The 18,075-nt window shown below is 58.5% G+C and carries 19 protein-coding genes and 1 pseudogene; 19 read left to right on the top strand and 1 reads right to left on the bottom strand.

Annotated features, from left to right (window positions below; translation table 11 throughout):
• Positions 1-89: 89 nt before the first annotated feature.
• The 10 genes and pseudogenes from DRW39_RS13035 (at position 90) to DRW39_RS13080 (ending at position 10,939) form a co-directional block, all read left to right on the top strand.
• Positions 90-803 carry an outer membrane beta-barrel protein gene (locus tag DRW39_RS13035; RefSeq protein WP_157976093.1) on the top strand — a complete coding sequence of 238 codons (714 nt, stop codon included), beginning with the start codon at positions 90-92 and terminating at the stop codon, positions 801-803.
• A gap of 253 nt (positions 804-1,056) precedes the next feature.
• Positions 1,057-3,354 (top strand): catalase/peroxidase HPI, encoded by a 2,298-nt coding sequence (katG, locus tag DRW39_RS13040; RefSeq protein ID WP_116107492.1) that lies wholly within the window; start codon positions 1,057-1,059, stop codon positions 3,352-3,354.
• A 225-nt stretch (positions 3,355-3,579) separates the two neighbouring features.
• Positions 3,580-3,840, top strand: a complete 261-nt coding sequence (locus DRW39_RS13045) for a hypothetical protein (RefSeq protein ID WP_157976094.1) — start codon at positions 3,580-3,582, stop codon at positions 3,838-3,840.
• Positions 3,841-4,164: 324 nt separating this feature from the next.
• Positions 4,165-4,854, top strand: a complete 690-nt coding sequence (locus tag DRW39_RS13050; RefSeq protein ID WP_116107494.1) for a hypothetical protein — start codon at positions 4,165-4,167, stop codon at positions 4,852-4,854.
• A 150-nt stretch (positions 4,855-5,004) separates the two neighbouring features.
• Positions 5,005-5,523, top strand: coding sequence for a hypothetical protein (locus tag DRW39_RS13055; protein ID WP_116107495.1), 519 nt, complete (start codon positions 5,005-5,007; stop codon positions 5,521-5,523).
• Positions 5,524-5,585: 62 nt separating this feature from the next.
• Positions 5,586-5,957 carry a hypothetical protein gene (locus DRW39_RS13060; protein ID WP_116107496.1) on the top strand — a complete coding sequence of 124 codons (372 nt, stop codon included), beginning with the start codon at positions 5,586-5,588 and terminating at the stop codon, positions 5,955-5,957.
• A 38-nt stretch (positions 5,958-5,995) separates the two neighbouring features.
• Entirely contained in the window at positions 5,996-6,904 is a 909-nt protein-coding gene (locus DRW39_RS13065; protein WP_116107497.1) for an ABC transporter substrate-binding protein, read from the top strand.
• Positions 6,905-7,055: 151 nt separating this feature from the next.
• Positions 7,056-8,732: pseudogene (locus DRW39_RS22655) on the top strand (GH39 family glycosyl hydrolase).
• Between the two features lie 731 nt (positions 8,733-9,463).
• On the top strand, positions 9,464-10,264 hold the full coding sequence (locus tag DRW39_RS13075) for a nitrilase-related carbon-nitrogen hydrolase (RefSeq protein ID WP_157976095.1): 801 nt from the start codon (positions 9,464-9,466) through the stop codon (positions 10,262-10,264).
• 81 nt (positions 10,265-10,345) lie between these two features.
• Positions 10,346-10,939, top strand: coding sequence for a GNAT family N-acetyltransferase (locus DRW39_RS13080; RefSeq protein WP_116107499.1), 594 nt, complete (start codon positions 10,346-10,348; stop codon positions 10,937-10,939).
• Between the two features lie 43 nt (positions 10,940-10,982).
• Here DRW39_RS13080 and DRW39_RS13085 read toward each other — a convergent pair whose 3' ends face one another.
• Complete coding sequence (locus tag DRW39_RS13085) at positions 10,983-11,570, bottom strand: hypothetical protein (protein ID WP_116107500.1); 588 nt, start codon at positions 11,568-11,570, stop codon at positions 10,983-10,985.
• Between the two features lie 302 nt (positions 11,571-11,872).
• On the opposite strand from DRW39_RS13085, the gene DRW39_RS13090 reads away from it, so the two are divergent.
• From DRW39_RS13090 to DRW39_RS13130, 9 genes are all read left to right on the top strand, one after another.
• On the top strand, positions 11,873-12,055 hold the full coding sequence (locus tag DRW39_RS13090) for a hypothetical protein (RefSeq protein WP_116107501.1): 183 nt from the start codon (positions 11,873-11,875) through the stop codon (positions 12,053-12,055).
• Between the two features lie 170 nt (positions 12,056-12,225).
• Positions 12,226-12,759, top strand: coding sequence for a Crp/Fnr family transcriptional regulator (locus DRW39_RS13095; protein WP_116107502.1), 534 nt, complete (start codon positions 12,226-12,228; stop codon positions 12,757-12,759).
• A 153-nt stretch (positions 12,760-12,912) separates the two neighbouring features.
• Complete coding sequence (locus DRW39_RS13100; RefSeq protein ID WP_116107503.1) at positions 12,913-13,659, top strand: DJ-1/PfpI family protein; 747 nt, start codon at positions 12,913-12,915, stop codon at positions 13,657-13,659.
• 182 nt (positions 13,660-13,841) lie between these two features.
• Positions 13,842-14,237, top strand: coding sequence for a hypothetical protein (locus tag DRW39_RS13105; protein WP_116107504.1), 396 nt, complete (start codon positions 13,842-13,844; stop codon positions 14,235-14,237).
• 24 nt (positions 14,238-14,261) lie between these two features.
• A complete protein-coding gene (locus tag DRW39_RS13110) occupies positions 14,262-15,083 on the top strand; it encodes an arylamine N-acetyltransferase family protein (protein ID WP_157976096.1) in 822 nt (273 codons plus the stop codon).
• 10 nt (positions 15,084-15,093) lie between these two features.
• Entirely contained in the window at positions 15,094-15,669 is a 576-nt protein-coding gene (locus tag DRW39_RS13115) for an NAD(P)H-dependent oxidoreductase (protein WP_116107506.1), read from the top strand.
• A gap of 23 nt (positions 15,670-15,692) precedes the next feature.
• Entirely contained in the window at positions 15,693-16,220 is a 528-nt protein-coding gene (locus tag DRW39_RS13120; RefSeq protein WP_116107507.1) for an arylamine N-acetyltransferase family protein, read from the top strand.
• A 200-nt stretch (positions 16,221-16,420) separates the two neighbouring features.
• Positions 16,421-16,840 (top strand): hypothetical protein, encoded by a 420-nt coding sequence (locus tag DRW39_RS13125; RefSeq protein ID WP_198664878.1) that lies wholly within the window; start codon positions 16,421-16,423, stop codon positions 16,838-16,840.
• A gap of 204 nt (positions 16,841-17,044) precedes the next feature.
• Positions 17,045-18,025 carry a DUF429 domain-containing protein gene (locus DRW39_RS13130; protein ID WP_232830152.1) on the top strand — a complete coding sequence of 327 codons (981 nt, stop codon included), beginning with the start codon at positions 17,045-17,047 and terminating at the stop codon, positions 18,023-18,025.
• Positions 18,026-18,075: the final 50 nt, after the last annotated feature.

Raw genomic sequence — 18,075 nt, forward strand, 5'->3', positions numbered from 1 at the left:
ATATGTTGGGTAAGCGGCGGCTCATAAACAGTCGGTCAGGGACTGAAACTGATCGGATTATCGTTGGAGGAACGTCCAATCACCTTTGCATGCGCCACTTACTTACCCTGATCTTCATTTGTATTTGCGGCTTCGTGAACGCCCAACGGTCTTCCCTTGACCTTTCTACTGGCCTGCACTATTCTTTTACGACGTTTTCCAAAGATGATCAATCTCAACATACCTCCACTATCGCAGGAGAGGATCGGGGTATCGTGACCGGGCAGGTCGGAATTCACTACCGACGTCGACTGAGCGAAACGAACGGCCTCCGGACCGGGCTGCGGCTCTCGGAGCTGGGTTACCATACGATGCTGAGCGGGCTACGTTGGGGAACGCAGCACGACGGCCAGGGAGGCTTCGATCCGGCATTTGACCCCGGACAACCCGACGAATTGTCTAGACGAACGAACAGGTTCTTTCTGGAAGTGCCCCTCATATGGCAGCGCACGTTCGGCGCGCGGGCATGGATTCCCTACCTGGAGGCCGGTTTCTTGCCCGGTGCCTACCTGACTTCACGTTCGCGCCAGGAGGACGACAACGGGACCACCGTGACCTATTACGATGAAAGCAACGGTTCCGTACACCGCTTTCAGCTGAGCGCGGCCCTTTCAATGGGTATTGAGTACGGCCTATCGGAGCGGCATGCCCTTTTCGTACAAGCTAACGGCCGCCATCAGCTTAGGCCCCTGGCGGAAGGCCCGATTAAGGAAAGGCTGTACGCCATTGGAATAGAAGTCGGCGTACGTCGCGGCCTTCAGTAGGGCGGGTGACTTTGAGGCGGTCATCGTTCGGGGGAAACGGGATTTACGTACTTTTTGCTGAACAATTATGTGGTCCCTTTATTATCGTCTGACATCTCCGGTTAAACGCCAGGAAGTTGTCCCCCACGCGAGACTCTGCTTTCATTTAGTGGCTTTCTTCATCGCCTTATTTGGCGTCCGATAGGTAACGGCTTGCCGAATTTACGGGGCCGGCGGTGTACACATACAATTTTAGGACTAAAATAAAGCAGCCATGAAGACCTTAGCAAAAGACGACACCCTCGCCCAGTGCCCCTTCCGGGGCAACCGCGTAGGTGGGGCCATCGGTACCCATCCCCAGGTCAATGACTGGTGGCCCAATCGGCTGCCCGTCGAGCAGCTGCACCGCGAAGGGCCGCAGGCGAATCCGCTCAGCGACGAAGATTATAAGGCGGCTTTCCTCAGCCTGGACTTTGCCCAACTCAAGCGGGACATCAAGGAAATGCTGACCACCTCGCAGGAATGGTGGCCGGCCGACTACGGCAACTATGGCCCGCAGGTCATCCGGACCGCGTGGCACTCCGCCGGTACCTACCGGATCGCCGACGGTCGCGGAGGCGCGGCCGAGGCGATGCAGCGCTTCGCCCCCATCAACAGCTGGTGGGACAACGGCAACACCGACAAGACCCGCCGCCTGCTCTGGCCCATCAAGCAGAAATACGGCGCCAAGCTCAGCTGGGCCGACCTGATCATCCTGGCCGGCAACTGCGCCCTGGAGATCATGGACTTCCCCACCTTCGGCTACGGCGGTGGCCGTCGCGACGCCTGGGAACCCGATATGAGCACCTACTGGGGACCCGAGTTCTGGGAGGGCAAGCCCTACGACCAAAATATGGCCGGCCAGAACCGGCCCGGCCACCCCGAGGAGATGGTCAACCGCGACCTCCGCTGGATGGGTGGCGTGAAGGAAGAACTGCACGACCTGGAAGCCCCGCTGGCGGCGACCCACCAGTCCCTGATCTACGTCAATCCCGAAGGGCCGGACGGCAATATGGACCCGCTGGACTCCGCCCGCGACATTCGCGAATCCTTTAAGCGGATGGCCATGAACGACGAGGAAACCGTCGCCCTCGTGGCCGGTGGTCACGCTTTCGGCAAAAGCCACGGCATGGTCAGCTCCGACAAGATCGGCCCCGCTCCCGAGGCGGCGCCCCTACAGGCGCAGGGCTTCGGCTGGCACAACCCCGTGGGCAACGGTAACGGTAAGGACACCATGACCAACGGCATCGAGGGTTCCTGGACGCCCAATCCGACCACCTGGGACAATACCTACCTGCAGAATCTCCTGGGACTGGAGTGGAAGCAAACGAAGAGTCCCTCCGGTGCCGGCCAGTGGACCCCCGTGGATCCCAATGCACCCAAAACGCCGGACGCCCACGTCGACGGGCAGATGAACGACCTGATGATGATGACCTCGGACATCGCCCTGAAACGCGACCCCGAGTACCGGAAGGTGTGCGAGAAGTTCCTCAACGACTTCGACTACTTCACCCTCGCGTTCTCCAAAGCCTGGTACAAACTGACCCACCGGGATATGGGCCCCAAGGACCGCTACCTCGGCCCCGAAGTAGCCGAAGAAGACCTGATGTGGCAGGACCCCGTACCCAAACTCGACCACGAGCCCATCGGCACTTCGGAGATCGCCAGCCTGAAGCGGCGCATCCTGGATAGCGGCCTGAGCGTACCGGCCCTGGTATCGGCTGCCTGGTCGGCCGCCAGCATCCACCGCGACAGCGACAAGCGCGGTGGAGCGAACGGCGCCCGGATTGCCCTGGAGCCCCAGAACGGCTGGGAACTGAACCGGCCGGACGAGCTGAATAAAGTACTCGGCACGCTGCGGAGCATCTGTAGCGACTTCAACAGCGGACAGTCGGGCAATATGCAAGTGACCCTGGCGGACCTGGTCGTGCTCGGCGGCTGCGCCGCCGTGGAAAAGGCCGCCCGCGACGGCGGCGTGGAGATCGAGGTACCCTTCACCCCCGGTCGGATGGACACCACCCAGGAGCTGACCGACGAGGAAAGCTTTGACTGGCTGAAGCCCGTTTCCGACGGCTTCAAAAATTACCACAACGACAAGGTCGGCTACCACGTGCAGCCCGAGCGGATCTTCCTGGACCGCGCGCAGTTGCTTACCCTCTCCGCACCGGAATGGGTGGCCCTGACGGGCGGACTGCGGGTACTGGACCAGAACTGGGACTACTCCAAGCACGGCGTCTTCACCGACCGGCCGGGACAGCTGACGAACGACTTCTTCCGTACGCTGACGAGTATGGACTATAAGTGGGAACCTACCGACAGCCGGGAAATGACCTTCAACATCATCAACCGCAAGACCGGGGAAACGGCCTATACCGCTACCCGCTGCGACCTGGTGTTCGGATCCAACGCCCAACTGCGCAATATCGCGGAAGTGTACGGCGCCGACGACGGCCACGAGCGCCTGGTGAAGGACTTCGTCGCCGCCTGGGATAAGGTGATGATGCTGGATCGCTACGACGTGAAGGATAACTGATCCCCTCAAAATCTTTGGAATGTAAAGGGTCGGTACGAGCTTTCGTACCGGCCCTTTTTTGGTGTAAACCGTATCCCCGTAGCAGGCAACCGAAGAACCCGACGCGCAGTAGCCATCGCGACTGGCAGGCTTGTGATAATCAAATGGATAAGGAGTATTCGCTGGATAGAATACAAGCAAATGCGGGAAGCGCCGATGGAGCGGTTCAGGTACGACAGTTTGGTTATGTCGCCAAAGGAAACCGTCATCGTCAGCGATACCGTTGCCTATGACCACGGCACGAGCAAAGTTTATTACACGAACGAGGCGGGTGACGCCGTCGAGCCTGACCACTCTTTCCTAGTCATACTTAAGAAAGATAAAGGGGAGAACGCCGGCGCATCCACCGGGAAGTGGCCTCCGCCGTCGTGGAATGAATACCTGTTCGGGAAGCCCGGCGAGGCAGGCCAAAAAAAACTTATTGTAAAAAGGACGTTAAGGGCGTAATGCCGGTATGGGTTTGCCGTTTTACCTACAGACACTAGACACGTGAACATTCATTATTCGAGGCTACATAACTCAAGTGTACCTAACAACGGAGGCCCCATCCCAAGCGGATGGGGTCTTTTTTTTTACCGCACCCTTCGTACACTTGTCAACCCGTCGTAAAAAGCTGGTCCGCATTTGTTGTCTAGCGGTCGCCAACGGCCAATTTTCCTGCGCTCCGCCGCCATCCTGCTTTGCCTGATGGTTTTGGGACGGTAGTAGCCCTATTTGCGGCAAGGCTGGCAATACCGTAGCTTTAGTCGAGGGCCGAAAACTACCGCCGCTATGAAAAACCTTCTCTTTAGTCTTACCTGCACTACCCTGCTTTTTGCACTGTCCGCCTGCAACGATGGCGGGGAGCCCGCCGAGGTGGAGGCAAGTCCGACCGTCGAATCCGTGAACGCGTCCGATAATCCACCGGTCGCGGAAGGGGATTACCGGCCGATCGATACCGACGAAGCGCTGGTTGAAACCGCCGTACTGGCCGCGCCCGAGGCCAGCCGCGCCGGAGCGAAGGTCATTGGTTACAACATGGCCGGTGAATTCGTGACGCTCCGCGAGGGGAATAACGAATTCATCTGCCTGGCCGACGATCCGAATAAAGAAGGATTTAGTGCGGCCTGCTACCATAAGGATATGGAACCCTTTATGACCCGTGGGCGCGAGCTCCGGGAAGAAGGCAAGAACGCCCAGGAAATTTTCGCCATGCGCGAGGAGGAGGTAAAAAGCAAAAAACTGGCGATGGGCGAAACCGGGTCCACCCTGCACATCTACTACGGTGACAACGCGACCTACGACCCGGCGACCGGTAGCATTCCGGGGGCACAGTACCGCTACGTCGTGTACATGCCCTACGCAACGGCTGCGTCAACCGGGCTGCCGGAGTCGCCCGTAGCACCCAACCATCCCTGGATTATGGATCCGGGGACCCACCGGGCGCACATTATGATCTCGCCGCTGGCGGAGGGGAAGTAAGTCCGGTTGCTTCACTGATTGGTGGATAAAAAGTTCGGCACCGACGCCTGGAAGGTGTACTTTGCCCCCTGAGGCACGAACCGGGTTGCACCCCGGTCTGGCCCGCTGCTGGTCGATCATGGTATTGTAGAACCTTCAAGCTATCTGACTATGCCACGTCCCAGAATCGACCTGCCGAAATCCGCGGCGGATATTTGGCTCAAGCTCGCTGCCGCCACGGCTCTCGCCATCCTTATCGCTATCACCGCTAGTGGATTCGCCAACATTCCAGGCGCTATCCCATTCCGCTTCAGCATGAACGGCTGGCCCACCCCCTATGGGGATCGCCTGCCCTATTTATTTCTGCCGCTGGTCGGTACGCTGGTGTTCGTGCTGGTACAATTGCTGACCCTGCGGGTTCACCGCTTTCCCTACCCCGTTCGGATCACCCACTTCAACGCCGCCTCGGAATACCGGAGTGCCATCCGGATGATGCGCTTTCTGGTGACGATGCTGTTGCTGGGCCTGACGTACGTCGAGTACCAGACGGTGCAAGTCGGTCTGGGTGGATACGAGACCCCCGGAATGTGGCTGGTGGCGCTGTACGCTATGGTTATGATTGCGGGAACCGTGTATTTTCTACGGCAGCTGTACACCCCGGCGGAGGAGGTGCCTACCCTGCAGTTTTAGCTACCCTGGACAGCTCATTCAGCGATGTCGCAACCTGAGGAGATTGCGACAAGATTACCGGTGTGTGGAATTGCGACGTCGATCTGCCGAACATCTTTGCCGGCTCTGACCTGCAAGAGGTAGTCAACGTAAACGCCTTTCATATGCCGACCTGCGAATTCCCCATTACCTTTCACCAACCCATTCGCGAACTGACCGAACGCATCGCCGCCGCGGTCGAAGCGAAGGGCGGATCCTTCAACATCATGGAGAAAGGGGGACGATTTTCCATCCCCACGCCGCACGGCCCGGTCGCCGGATCATACCGAGCGGAGAAAGGCACCTTCCACTACACGCTGACCGAACTTCCCGAGGAGGTGACCTGCCATAAGGCGGAGAATGCTTTCCGTAGCCTGATCGGCTCCCCTCCGGATCTCTCGCTGGATTTCACCTAACCCCGCACCCCGCACCTCATAGCCCCCCAAACGACCCCATGCAAAAGATAAAAGTAGCCTTAGACTGGACCCCCAACATCAACCACATCGGATTTTTCGTGGCCGAAGACCAGGGCTTCTACCGGGAGGCCGATCTTCACGTGGAATTTTTCGATCCCGGCACGGATCAATACGCGACTACGCCGGCAAAGAAACTGGAAACGGGAGAGGTCGACGTGGCGATTTGTCCTACCGAAAGCCTCATCAGCTACCGAACCAAAGCAAATCCCTTCCCCATCGTGGCCATTGCTGCCCTCCTCCAGGAGGATCTTAGCGCGATTGCGGTACGGGCGGACAGCAATATTCGCTCTCCCAAAGATTTGGACGGCAGGTCCTACGCCTCCTACCAGGCCCGCTACGAAGACGGCATCGTCAGACAAATGATCCGCAACGACGGCGGAACCGGAGACCTGCGCGTGACCTACCCCGAGAAATTAGGCATCTGGAACAGCCTGGTCGACGGATCGCAGGATGCCACCTGGGTGTTCCGCAATTGGGAAGGCGTAGCGGCGGAGGACCGGGGGCTCGGACTCCGTTACTTCAACCTCAAGGACTACGATATTCCCTACGGTTACTCGCCCGTGATGGCCACCAGCGCCCCTATGCTGGAGCAGCGGAAGGAGGAACTGGAGCGCTTCGTGGAAGCCACGAAAAAGGGATTTCTCTTCACCCAGCATAACCCGGGGGAGTCCGAGGGCATCCTGGAACGGGAGCTCGGGGCGGCGGACCGGGGAATATCCGTTAAGAAAGCACTGAAGGCCACCACCCCCTACTTTGGCAATGCGCACACCTGGGGCAAAATGGACGAGTCGCGCCTGCAAACTTTTCTAAATTGGCTATCCCGCTACGATTTGGAGAAACAGTCGCTAAGGACATCCGACCTCTATACTAACGAACTAATTTCTTAGCCCAAGAATTACGGAGGCCGATAGCGCCAGAAAGGATTTGCGAATGTCCGCCGATCGGGTTTATTTACCTATGTTTAGGAATAATTGTCGTTTTAACAAATAAAGTTCGATCGTGAAGCATGCCCCTCGCTACCTGGGTTCCCTGACCCTTATCCTGTTCGCTTTTCTCCCGCGCTCCGCCGCCCAAACAACGGTACCGGATACGGTACCTATCCGGGTGGACCTGAACGAAGAGCTCGGTCCCCTCGACCCGATCTGGGCGTGGTGGGGGTACGACGAGCCGAACTATACCTATATGCGGGACGGCAGGAAGCTGCTTACCGAAATTTCCCAGCTTAGCAAGGTCCCGGTCTACGTACGGGCGCACAGTCTGCTGGTAACCGGTGAGGGAACCTACGCTCTCAAGTGGGGCAGTACGAACGCCTACACGGAGGACGAGAACGGGAATCCGGTCTACGACTGGACGCTGGTCGATAGCATCTTCGATACCTACATCGAGCGCGATATGAAGCCCTTTGCCCAGATCGGCTTCATGCCGGAGGCGCTGTCGTCCAAGCCGGATCCCTACCGGCACTACTGGAAGCCAGGGGCCGCCTACGATGAGATTTTTACCGGATGGGCCTACCCGCCCAAGGACTACGAGAAGTGGGCCGAACTGGTGTACCAGTGGGTGACCCACTGCGTCGAGCGCTATGGCCGCGAGGAAGTCGAAAGCTGGTACTGGGAGGTCTGGAACGAGCCCAACATCGGCTACTGGCGGGGCACTACCGAGGAGTACATCAAACTGTACGACTACAGCGCCGACGCCGTGAAGCGCGCGCTGCCCACCGCCCGTGTGGGTGGCCCGGAAACGACCGGGCCGGGCTGGGATGAGGCCGCAACCTTCCTGCGCACTTTCCTCGATCACGTATTGACCGGCACGAACTACGCCACGGGGGAAACCGGCTCCCCGCTGGACTTCATCACTTTCCACGCGAAGGGGAATCCGAAGGTGGTGGACGCCATGGTCTAGATGAATATGGGCGCCCAGCTCAACGATATCGACCAGGGTTTCGAGTTCGTAGCCTCCTACCCCGAACTGAAGGACCTGCCCATCATCATCGGCGAATCCGATCCCGAGGGCTGCGCCGCCTGCTCCGAGGCCGACTATCCCCACAATGCCTACCGCAACGGGACGATGTACGCCGCCTACACCGCCGCTTCCTTCGCCCGCAAGTACGATCTGGCAAGCGAGCACGGCGTGAACTTACTGGGAGCCGTCACCTGGGGATTCGAATTCGAGGAGCAGCCCTGGTACGCCGGCTTCCGGGATATGGCTACCAACGGGGTCGATAAGCCCGTACTCAACACCTTCCGGATGTTCGGTATGATGGCGCCTACCCGCGTGACCGTCGACCAGGAACCGCTGCACTACGATGCCCGTATGATCGTGGAGGGAAGCGTTCGGGAAGACACGGATGACGTCAACGCCCTGGCCAGCAAGAGCGACGGATCGGCCACCGTGCTGGTCTGGAATTACCACGACAACGATAATCTGGAGGTGCCGGCTACCCCGGTCAAGGTCGAAGTAAGCGGGTTCACTACGGACGGTCCCGCCCTGCTGACCCACTACCGGATCGACCAGGAGCACAGTAATTCCTATACCCTCTTCAAGGAAATGGGGCAACCCCAGCCGCCAACCGATGAGCAGATTACCGAGCTCGAGGCGGCCGGCCAGCTCGACCTTTATACCTCCCCCGAGTGGGTCGACATCGTCGACGGACGGGTGACGGTGGAGATGGTGCTGCCGCGGCAGGGGATATCGTTGCTTGTGTTGAATTTTGAGTAGGGTCGTTCGGCTGCGCCGATCTCGCGGGGTTATCTGAACACGGATTTCACGGATTTCGGGCACGGATACACACGGATTTTCCCGCATACTGAAATTTCACCGATTATTACGTGGCTGCGCCACGCGCGACGAACATCCCCGAACGGCCCTGGAAGGGACGTCTATCCCCAGCGAGGCCTGCACGCAGCGAAGCGCAGGGTGGGCCTCGCGGCGCCACGTACGACGAACATCCCCCAAACGGCCCTGGAAGGGACGTCTACCCCCAGCGAGGCCTGCACGTAGCGAAGCGCAGGGAGGGCCTCGCGGCGCCACGTGCGACGAACATCCCCCAAACGGCCCTGGAAGGGACGTCTACCCCCAGCGAGGCCTGCACGTAGCGAAGCGCAGGGAGGGCCTCGCGGCGCCACGTGCGACGAACATCCCCAAACGGCCCTGGAAGGGACGTCTACCCCCAGCGAGGCCTGCACGCAGCGAAGCGCAGGGAGGGCCTCGCGGCGCCACGTACGACGGACATCCCCAAACGGCCCTGGAAGGGACGTCTACCCCCAGCGAGGTCTGCACGCAGCGAAGCGCAGGGAGGGCCTCGCGGCGCCACCTACGACGGACATCCCCAAACGGCCCTGGAAGGGACGTCTACCCCCAGCGAGGTCTGCACGTAGCGAAGCGCAGGGAGGGCCTCGCGGCAAATGCCCCCCAACCCTATATTAACCACCAACCACAGCCACAAGACCATGCCCCCCATCCCCCTAAACCTAGCCACCTACCAATTTGAAGCCAAGCTGGGGGCGGTAGCCCAGAATATGCGGCGTATCGAGGAGATCCTCTCCGAGCTAACGCCGGGCGAAATAGACCTAATCGCCTTCCCCGAGATGTGCGACACCGGTTACGCGATGGAGTTGATCGCGGAGCGGGCCGTGACCTGGGGCGGGAGTCACTTGCGGAGCATAAAAGCGCTGGCGAAAGAAAAGGGAACGGCCGTGTTGCTGGGTTTGTCAGAGCGGGAAAACGATCGGGTACACAATGCCGTAGCGGTGATCAGCAAGACCGGGGAACTGGTTTACAAATACCGAAAGACACACCTCGTCACCATCGCCCCCATCCACGAGGAGCGGACGATCACGCCGGGTGACGAACTCGGATACTTCGAACTGGACGGCATACCCTACGGGGTCATGACCTGCTACGAGCTGCGGTTTCCGGAGATCGCACGGGCGTTGACGCTTCGAGGTATCCGGGTACTCGTCGTGCCTACCGCGTGGCCGTTGGTGCGCGTCGACCACTTGATGACCCTCGTTCGCGCCCGGGCGATCGAAAACCAGGTGTTTGTCGTCCTCGCCAGCCGCGTAGGGACGGACGCGGGCACGACCTTTTCCGGCCGCAGCCTGATCGTGGATCCGAACGGGAACTTCCTGGCGGAGGGATCGGAAACCACGGAGGGACTCCTACGGGCCACGGTCGATCTGATGGATATAAAGCAAGCAAGGGATACCATCCGTGCGCTGAGGGAGCGCAGGCCGGAACTCTATGATTAGGGCACTGGCATACACCAGGCCTAATTGCAGTCTAACGAAGATCAACCCCTCCACCACCTAACTTAGCTCGCCCCACCGTCCATGGAATTTCACAAAGACATCGTTCTGGAAACCGAGCGCGTACGGCTCAGTCCGCTGGAAACCGCGCACTACGACGACTTGCTGCCGGTGGTCGAAGCCAATCCGGACCTGCTCCGCTATAGCCCATCTCTGCTGCGCACCGGCGCTCACCTGCACGCGTACTTACAGGTAGCCACGGAGGCCCGCGCGCAAGAAAGACGGTATCCTTTCATCATCTTCGACAAAGCCGCGCAGCGGTACGTCGGAAGCACCAGCTACGGCAACGTATCGCCGGCCGATCTCCGCCTCGAAATCGGGTGGACCTGGATTGACAAAGCGGTGCAGGGCAGCGGACTCAACCGGCACGCCAAGTTCTTGCTCTTCCATTATGCCTTCAACACCTTGGGCTACGAGCGCGTAGAGTTCAAGACGGATGCCCGCAATACACAAAGCAGGCGCGCCATTGCGAAGATTGGCGGCAGAGAGGAAGGTACCCTACGGAGTCATACCGTTATGTCGGACGGTTTCCGGCGCGATACCGTGTACTTCAGCGTACTACGGAAGGAATGGGAGGGGCTACGGGGAACGGTCTTTGCGGACCTCGGGGTGCTTTAGCGGGTCACGTTGGCGGCGGGGCGCGGGAAACCTCCTCGTCACGTTACCAGTGCCAGCCGACACCGAAGGCCCCGGTTCGGCCGTAGTCGCTACGCAGGGACCGCGCCCGGTACGCGTATCCCATATCCACGCGGGCGCTGAGGTGCCTGGTAAAGCGGATGGACATCCCCACCCCCGTACGGGCGATCTGCCCCCTGCCCCACCCGACCCCGTAGGGGATGAATTCCGCATCCAGGCTGTACGAGGACACGGCATAATTAGCGAAACCATACAGCCGCACCCGCTCAACCGTCCAGGGGTTCTTGAACCCGAGCAGATGAGCGAAGTGCACGCGCAGGCCCGCCCCCAGCTCGATGCCCGTCCGGGTATCGATATCCGGCCCCCAGGCCCGCAGGTAGCCCGCCCGCAGGTGGGGCTCGATGAGGGAAATGAGTTGATAATTCAGCTGCAGAAGTGGGCGTACGGCGGCGAATTTGTTGAATCCGTCGACGTCGGATAATGCGAAACCGAAGCCGGGTTCCAGTTCTACGGACCAGGGCGTTTCGGTGCGCGCCTGGCCGCTCAGCGTAGCGTGGGCCAGCAAACAGTTCACCGTGAGGAGCAGGGGGAGGAAGGTAGTCCGGAACAGCATAACTAGCGGGGTGAATAGGTGTAGGGTTTTGCTAAATTAGGGGAAATACGTTGAAGCGTGGGAACCTTAACAAGCTGCAACAAATGCTCAGGGTCGCACCAGTCCTCCGCCCAGCTCGCTCCACAGGAGCTGTAGACAAGCGTTAACCAAAAGCAGCAAAAACCGCCTACTAGCCCACTACTGGCGTTTACCCTCGCCATCCCTTCCGCCGTAGCTTTCGGTCAGAACGCCCCGTCCTTCCCAGCCGCGTCCATTGACACCGCCAGTATCGGCAAAAGCGGGTTGGAGGAAGCGATTAAAATATGGCTTGGGACAAGGTGCGGTTGATCTCCTACTACGATAATCCCAGGGGGTCCGGCGCGCCCGTTGACGTTATGATGGAAGACCCCGACGATGAATCCATGGGGGTCGTTGCCAGGAAGAAGCACCTGAATAACTGGAAGAAGTACCAACACTCACTTGCGGCGGATATGGATGACCGTTGACGGAGGTGAGGGCTATCCGCCCTGTCCCGCGTTCCGGCGGAAAGCTAGATCGCAGCACTTCGCACGCGGCAATGGGTGGTTGGGGGCGGCGGAGCGCAGGTAAAAAGCGCTTCGATACAGCAGGGGATAACTCCCGTTCTTCTACCTTAGCCAGCAGCTAACCCCTATCCATGTCCCAGCTGTCGCACGATATCCTCCAGGCTTTCGCCCCGATCCTGACCCAGCGGACCATGGCAAAAAACGAGCGGTTGCACGAAGCCGGGCGGGTGGGAAACCGGCTCTACCTGGTCGAATCCGGATTACTACGGGCCTATTACCTCCTGGACGGCCGCGACGTGACCGCCCACTTCGCGACGGCGGGCGAATCCGTCACGGCCCCGGACAGCTTCCTGCGCTGCCAACCAAGTAGATACTACATCGAAGCCCTCGCGGACTCGCAGGCCTACGTGATCGAACGGCAGGACCTGGAGGATTACCTGGATCGCCACCCCGAATACGAGCGGCTGGCCCGGTTGTATACCGAAGACTTGTATATGGACCTCCTGCGCCGGTCCGAGAGCATGACGTTCCTTTCCGCGCAGGAGCGCTACGCCAATTTGCTAAATGACCGTCCGGAAATACTCGAATTCGCCCCGCTGGGCCATGTGGCATCTTACCTGGGCATGAGCCAGGAAACGCTGAGTCGGGTCCGGGCGGAACGGTGACGCTTTTTGATCTAGGTCAAAGGATGGCCCGGTAGGGGCCGCTAGTTTTGCATGTATTGACCCTCCGGGCCGTCCATACCGAGCCGCTATCGGTCCTCCCTGACGGGCAAGATCAGGGCGAGAGAGTCTTATGGCTTCCGCAAAACATATGCTATGCACAAAATGCTCCTTTTATTACTTCTCGGCGTATGCCTTTCCACTTGCCAATCCGAGCCCGGGACCGACCGGCCGGAATCCGGCGGCCCGCCGGAAGCCAGGATGGATGCTCCCGCCCGGGGGAAGCACGTAAAACCCTTTGATCCGGATCTACCCACCGTTGGACTGCTGCTATTCGATGGCGTCCTGCAGGTGGAAGTCGTGGCGACCTCCGACGTTTTTGCGAAGGCCGATGCGGAGGGCAAGCAGCTATTTAACGTTGTTTCCATTGCCGAGACCGATGCCCCCGTCGTATCCGAGGAAGGCCTGACCTTCGTTCCGGACTACACCTTTGCCAACAGCCCGGAATTGACGGCTTTATTCGTACCCAGTGCCTTTGACATGTACGCCCAGGTCAATAATGAGCGGATCATCAACTTCATACAGAGCAAAAATGAGGAAGCGGAATACGTCGTCAGCAACTGCGCCGGCGCCCGATTGATCGGAGCGTCCGGGATTGCCGACGGCCACAAGATCGTAACCTGGGTCGGCGGCGGAGAACAGTTGCAGAAGGACTATCCCAAACTCAAGGTACAGGACGACCGCTCGGTATCCTTCGTAACGGACGGGAAATTCAGTTCATCCAACGGAAATCTGGCCAGCTACATTTCCGCTCTCGAGGTACTGGAGCAAATCACCGGTCCGGAGCACAGACAATTCGTGGAAAACTCGCTGTACCTCGGGCAACTCCGGGCATGGCCCTGATCTTGCCCAACGATCGATAGGCTACCGCCAGGGCAAGGTACGCCTGATGCAACCCTATATATTATTAAATTAATAATCGTTTAGGGCCTTCCACCATGGCAAGCCATGATTAATATCCTGCACAAAACCTACGTCGAAGCAGCCCGGATCAGTGGCCGAGCTGGTTTAAGAATTGACCCGATATGACCGTTTTACGTCGGCTCCGCGAGCATCCCCGCCTCCTGTTCCTAATCGATGGAGCGGGCGCGCTGTGGTCCGCCTTCGTATCCGGAGTAGTACTGATCACGCTGCAGAAGTACGTCGGCATCCCACAGCAGGCGCTGTATCTGCTGGCGGCACCGCCACTGCTTTTTGTGGTCTTCGATACCTACTGCTACCTGACGTATCGGGGTCGGCCCGCCGGCAGGCTCCGTACGATCGCCGGTCTGAACCTGCTGTACTGTCTGCTCTCCCTTGCGCTGATGGTCCGGCACCACGACGTCCTGCAACTACCGGGCTATGGCTACCTCACCGTGGAGATCTTCGTAGTGGCCAACCTAGCCCTGTTCGAGATCCGAACGGCGAAGTACCACGTTTGATCGGTCCATACTTAAATGCTTCCTATGACCGATAGTGACCTGCAAGCCTACCTGGACCGACTGGATTACACCACTCCTCCCCCGCCGAAGCTGGATACGCTAGCCGAGCTACAACGCCGCCACATGCAGCAAATCGCCTTCGAAAACCTCAGCGTCTATTTGGGTATCGCACCGGTGCTGACGACGGAGGCGCTGGTCCGCAAAGTGCTGTACGAGCGGCACGGCGGCTACTGCTTCGAGCTCAACACCCTATACGGTCACCTGCTGGACGCCCTGGGCTATCATACCAAGCCGGTACTGGCCCGGGTACTGCTCCGCAATCCGGAGGAAACGCCGCCCAGAACCCACCTCACCAATCTGGCAGAGCTGGACGGGGCCTGGTACGTGACCGATGTGGGCTTCGGCGGACTGGCCTCCCGCATACCCTTGCGGATCGACCACGCGGGGGAAGTGGAGGACGGCGACGGCTACGTGCGGATCGTACCGCAGTCCTACGGCGAGTACCTCGTACAGCGCCGGACCGAGGATGGCTGGCAGGACCAGTACCGGATGGAGACGCGGTCCGCCGTTGCCGCCGACATTAAACTCGGCAACTACTACACCCACAGCCACCCGGATTCCCACTTTATCCACCATCGGTTCATCGGAAAATTCACCAAGCTCGGCCGGATCGGCTTATTCGACAACGAATTCACCGAACGGCGGGGAACCGAGGTGATCCACCGGGAGACCGTCCCCGACGGGCCGGAATGGATCGCCTTCGTGCGGGAACGCTTTGCATTGCCCCTCGACCTGCCACGGGAGCAGCTGGCCAGGCTGATGGTGGGCAAACCCAAGCACCAATAAATACGGCTTAATGAATATACTCGTGATCTACGGCCACCCCGATCCGGAAAGCTTCAGCCAGTCCCTCGCGGATGCCTACGCCGACGCGGCGGCCGAGGGCGGCGGGAAGGTTCGGAGGCTTCAGCTCCACCAACTTGATTTCAACCCCAACCTGCGCTTCGGCTACCGGAAACGTACCGAACTCGAGCCGGATCTACTACGAGCCCAGGAGGACCTGAGCTGGGCAGATCACCTGGTGTGGGTGTACCCCGTTTGGTGGGGCTCGGTGCCCGCCCTGCTGAAGGGCTTTCTGGACCGGGTGTTCCTGCCGGGCTTTGCCTTCACGAAGCGAGAGAATTCATTGTGGTGGGACAAAAATTTTACCGGCAAAACGTCCCGAATCATCTGTACCATGGACCAGCCGCCCTGGTTTTACCGGCTGCGGTACGGTCGGCCGAGCACCCGGGCGATGCGGGAGGTGACCCTCCAGTTCATCGGTGTAAAGCGCGTCCGCACCACGGCCATCGGGCCGGTACGGCTTTCGCAGGCGGCCTGGCGAGAGGAATGGCTGGCGAAAATCCGAGAATTGGGGCGGCGAGGTAAGTAAAAAAGGGCGGCTACAGCTTCGAGGTGTATACCAGCTACGGGGCGCTGCTGGTCAATCGGGTGGAGCTGGACGGCGCATGGTACGTATCCGACGTGGGTTTCGGCGGACTCGCCTCCCGCGTCCCATTACGGTTGGATGACGCCGGGGAGGTCGACGACGGCGACGGGACCGTCCGCCTTCTGCCGCAGGATTTCGACGAGTACCTGGTGCAGCGGAACACCCCGGACGGCTGGCAGGACCAGTACCGCTTCGAGACCCGCCGCGCCGTCCCCGCCGACATTAAATTCGGCAACTACTACACCCACAGCCACCCGGATTCCCATTTCCTCCACCACCGCTTCATCGGGCTGTTTACCGACACGGGGCGGATCGGGCTCTTCGGCAACCGCTTCACCGAGCGCCGCGGCATCGATGTCGTCGCGGAGCGCACCGTCCCCGACGGACCGGAGTGGATCGCCTTCGTGCGGGAACGGTTTGGCCTGCCGCTGGAGCTGCCCGGGGAGGATTTGGCGCGGTTGATGGTGGCTAAAGCGGGGTCCGGTAATACCTAAGCTTCCGTAACCCGCGTCGGCGTGGGTGCGAAAGGGCTGTCGGCTAAAAATGTCGAGTGATGGGGGTGCTAAACGGGATCTGCAACTATTTATGCCGTTGGTTGGATGTACCTAACCCACAAAAACACCTGCTGCAGATGCCCGCTATTCTTTTTCTCGCCCTGGCTCTTTTCACCTTATCAGGAACCGCGTTCGGCCAAATGAGCACATCCTTCCCCGCTGAAAAAATAGATACCGCCATCATCCACCGGCGGGGACTTCAGGAGCAGATCCGGATGCTGACGGAGGACTGCAACTGGTCCGAACGGGTGGGGCAAAAGATCGACGTATTCTGGTTACGGACCGATCGGGGCAGCTTTTTCGGCTATTCTTACGAGTACTTCCTGGACTGCAACAACGTGCGCCTGATCTACTGGTACGACAATCCGGGTGGCGTCGGCACCCCCGTCGACTTCATGATCGAAGACCTGGAGGACGAGTCGATGTGGGTGGTGGCCAAGACAAAGCACCTGAAAACAAGAAGAAGTACCAGCATCTGCTTGCGGCGGGTGCCGACGGAGAATAAGTCCATCGGGGGTCCTACACATCCCCATCTCTACCCTACCCCATACCGGCGTTAACTGGTTTACCTCACCACTCGGAAGGGAGGTTTCGGGCGGCGGGGCGCGGGAGAGCGGACTACTGGTGGCGGACAGACAGTTGGCAGCCCGATTGATCGGGAACAACGTCAACGGATTCCTATCCCCTTGTCGCATCCGATTTCGGAGCCGTTTCGCTTTATTGGCAACAACGAAAACTTGGGGAGCTAGGATGATCGCTTGGCTGTGGTGCTGTCAGTTCCGGGACGTACCTTGCTGTATAGAGGCACAGCGGCACTTACTGGCTCGGCGGCTGATGGCAAGCTGTTATTTGGTAATTTAATGTTTAAAGGTGGGGTTAATGCAATGTGCTTGTCTCCTTGTTGTGGGAAACGAAGACAACCACCACTCAATCCCTACACATTCATTATCCTTAAGAATATGTCGAATAAAAAGCTGATTGGGATAGATTTTTCTACCCAGCTAACGAAAAGGTATTTAATCTCTGCGATCAGGACCAAGGATAGCTATGTCATTCAGCCAGAGGTTCTGCACAAGCTTAGTAATAAAAAAATTAGAGAATATATTGACAAAACTTCTGATGCAACCATCTTATCTATTGACTCACCTTTAGGATGGCCCAGACATATGGTTTCGTCTCTTGATAATCACTTTGCAGGAGAATCAATTCGCTCGAATAGCTTACGAGCAGACTATTTTCGGAGATCAACTGACAAATTAGTTATTGAAATATGTGGAAAAACTCCTTTTTCTGTCGGCGCAGACAAGATTGCTGCAACAGCTTTTGACGCGCTATGTGTTGTCGGAGATATACTCGACAGATTCGACTTAGACTATGGATTTGGCACAAAGAAAGATTGTGTCATAATTGAGTCCTATCCAGCGGTGCATTTAACTGCCCTGCTAGGTGGCGATTACAGTAAAGGCTACAAGGATAAGAGCGGTAAAAATAATAGGACCAAAAGAGGTGATATTTATAAATTGCTTGCAACACACTACGACTCAAAAGTCGATTTTGGTAAAATTAGTGCAAACCAAATTTTAGAAAACGACGACGTATTTGATTCATTCCTGTGTCTATTATCTGCCATAGATTACGATTTAGGAAACCTCCTAGGAGCAGAAAATCTGAAAGCAAAACACTCGCAGGTTGATCTGTCGAAAGAAACCTTAAGAAAAGAAGGTTATATTTGGGGGTTCCGGTAGCTCCGTAGTTATCAATCTTCCCAATCTAAAGCAACGTTGTTTCAATTCAA

It is taken from the genome of Lewinella sp. IMCC34191, from assembly GCF_003390935.1.
GTDB lineage: Bacteria > Bacteroidota > Bacteroidia > Chitinophagales > Saprospiraceae > Neolewinella.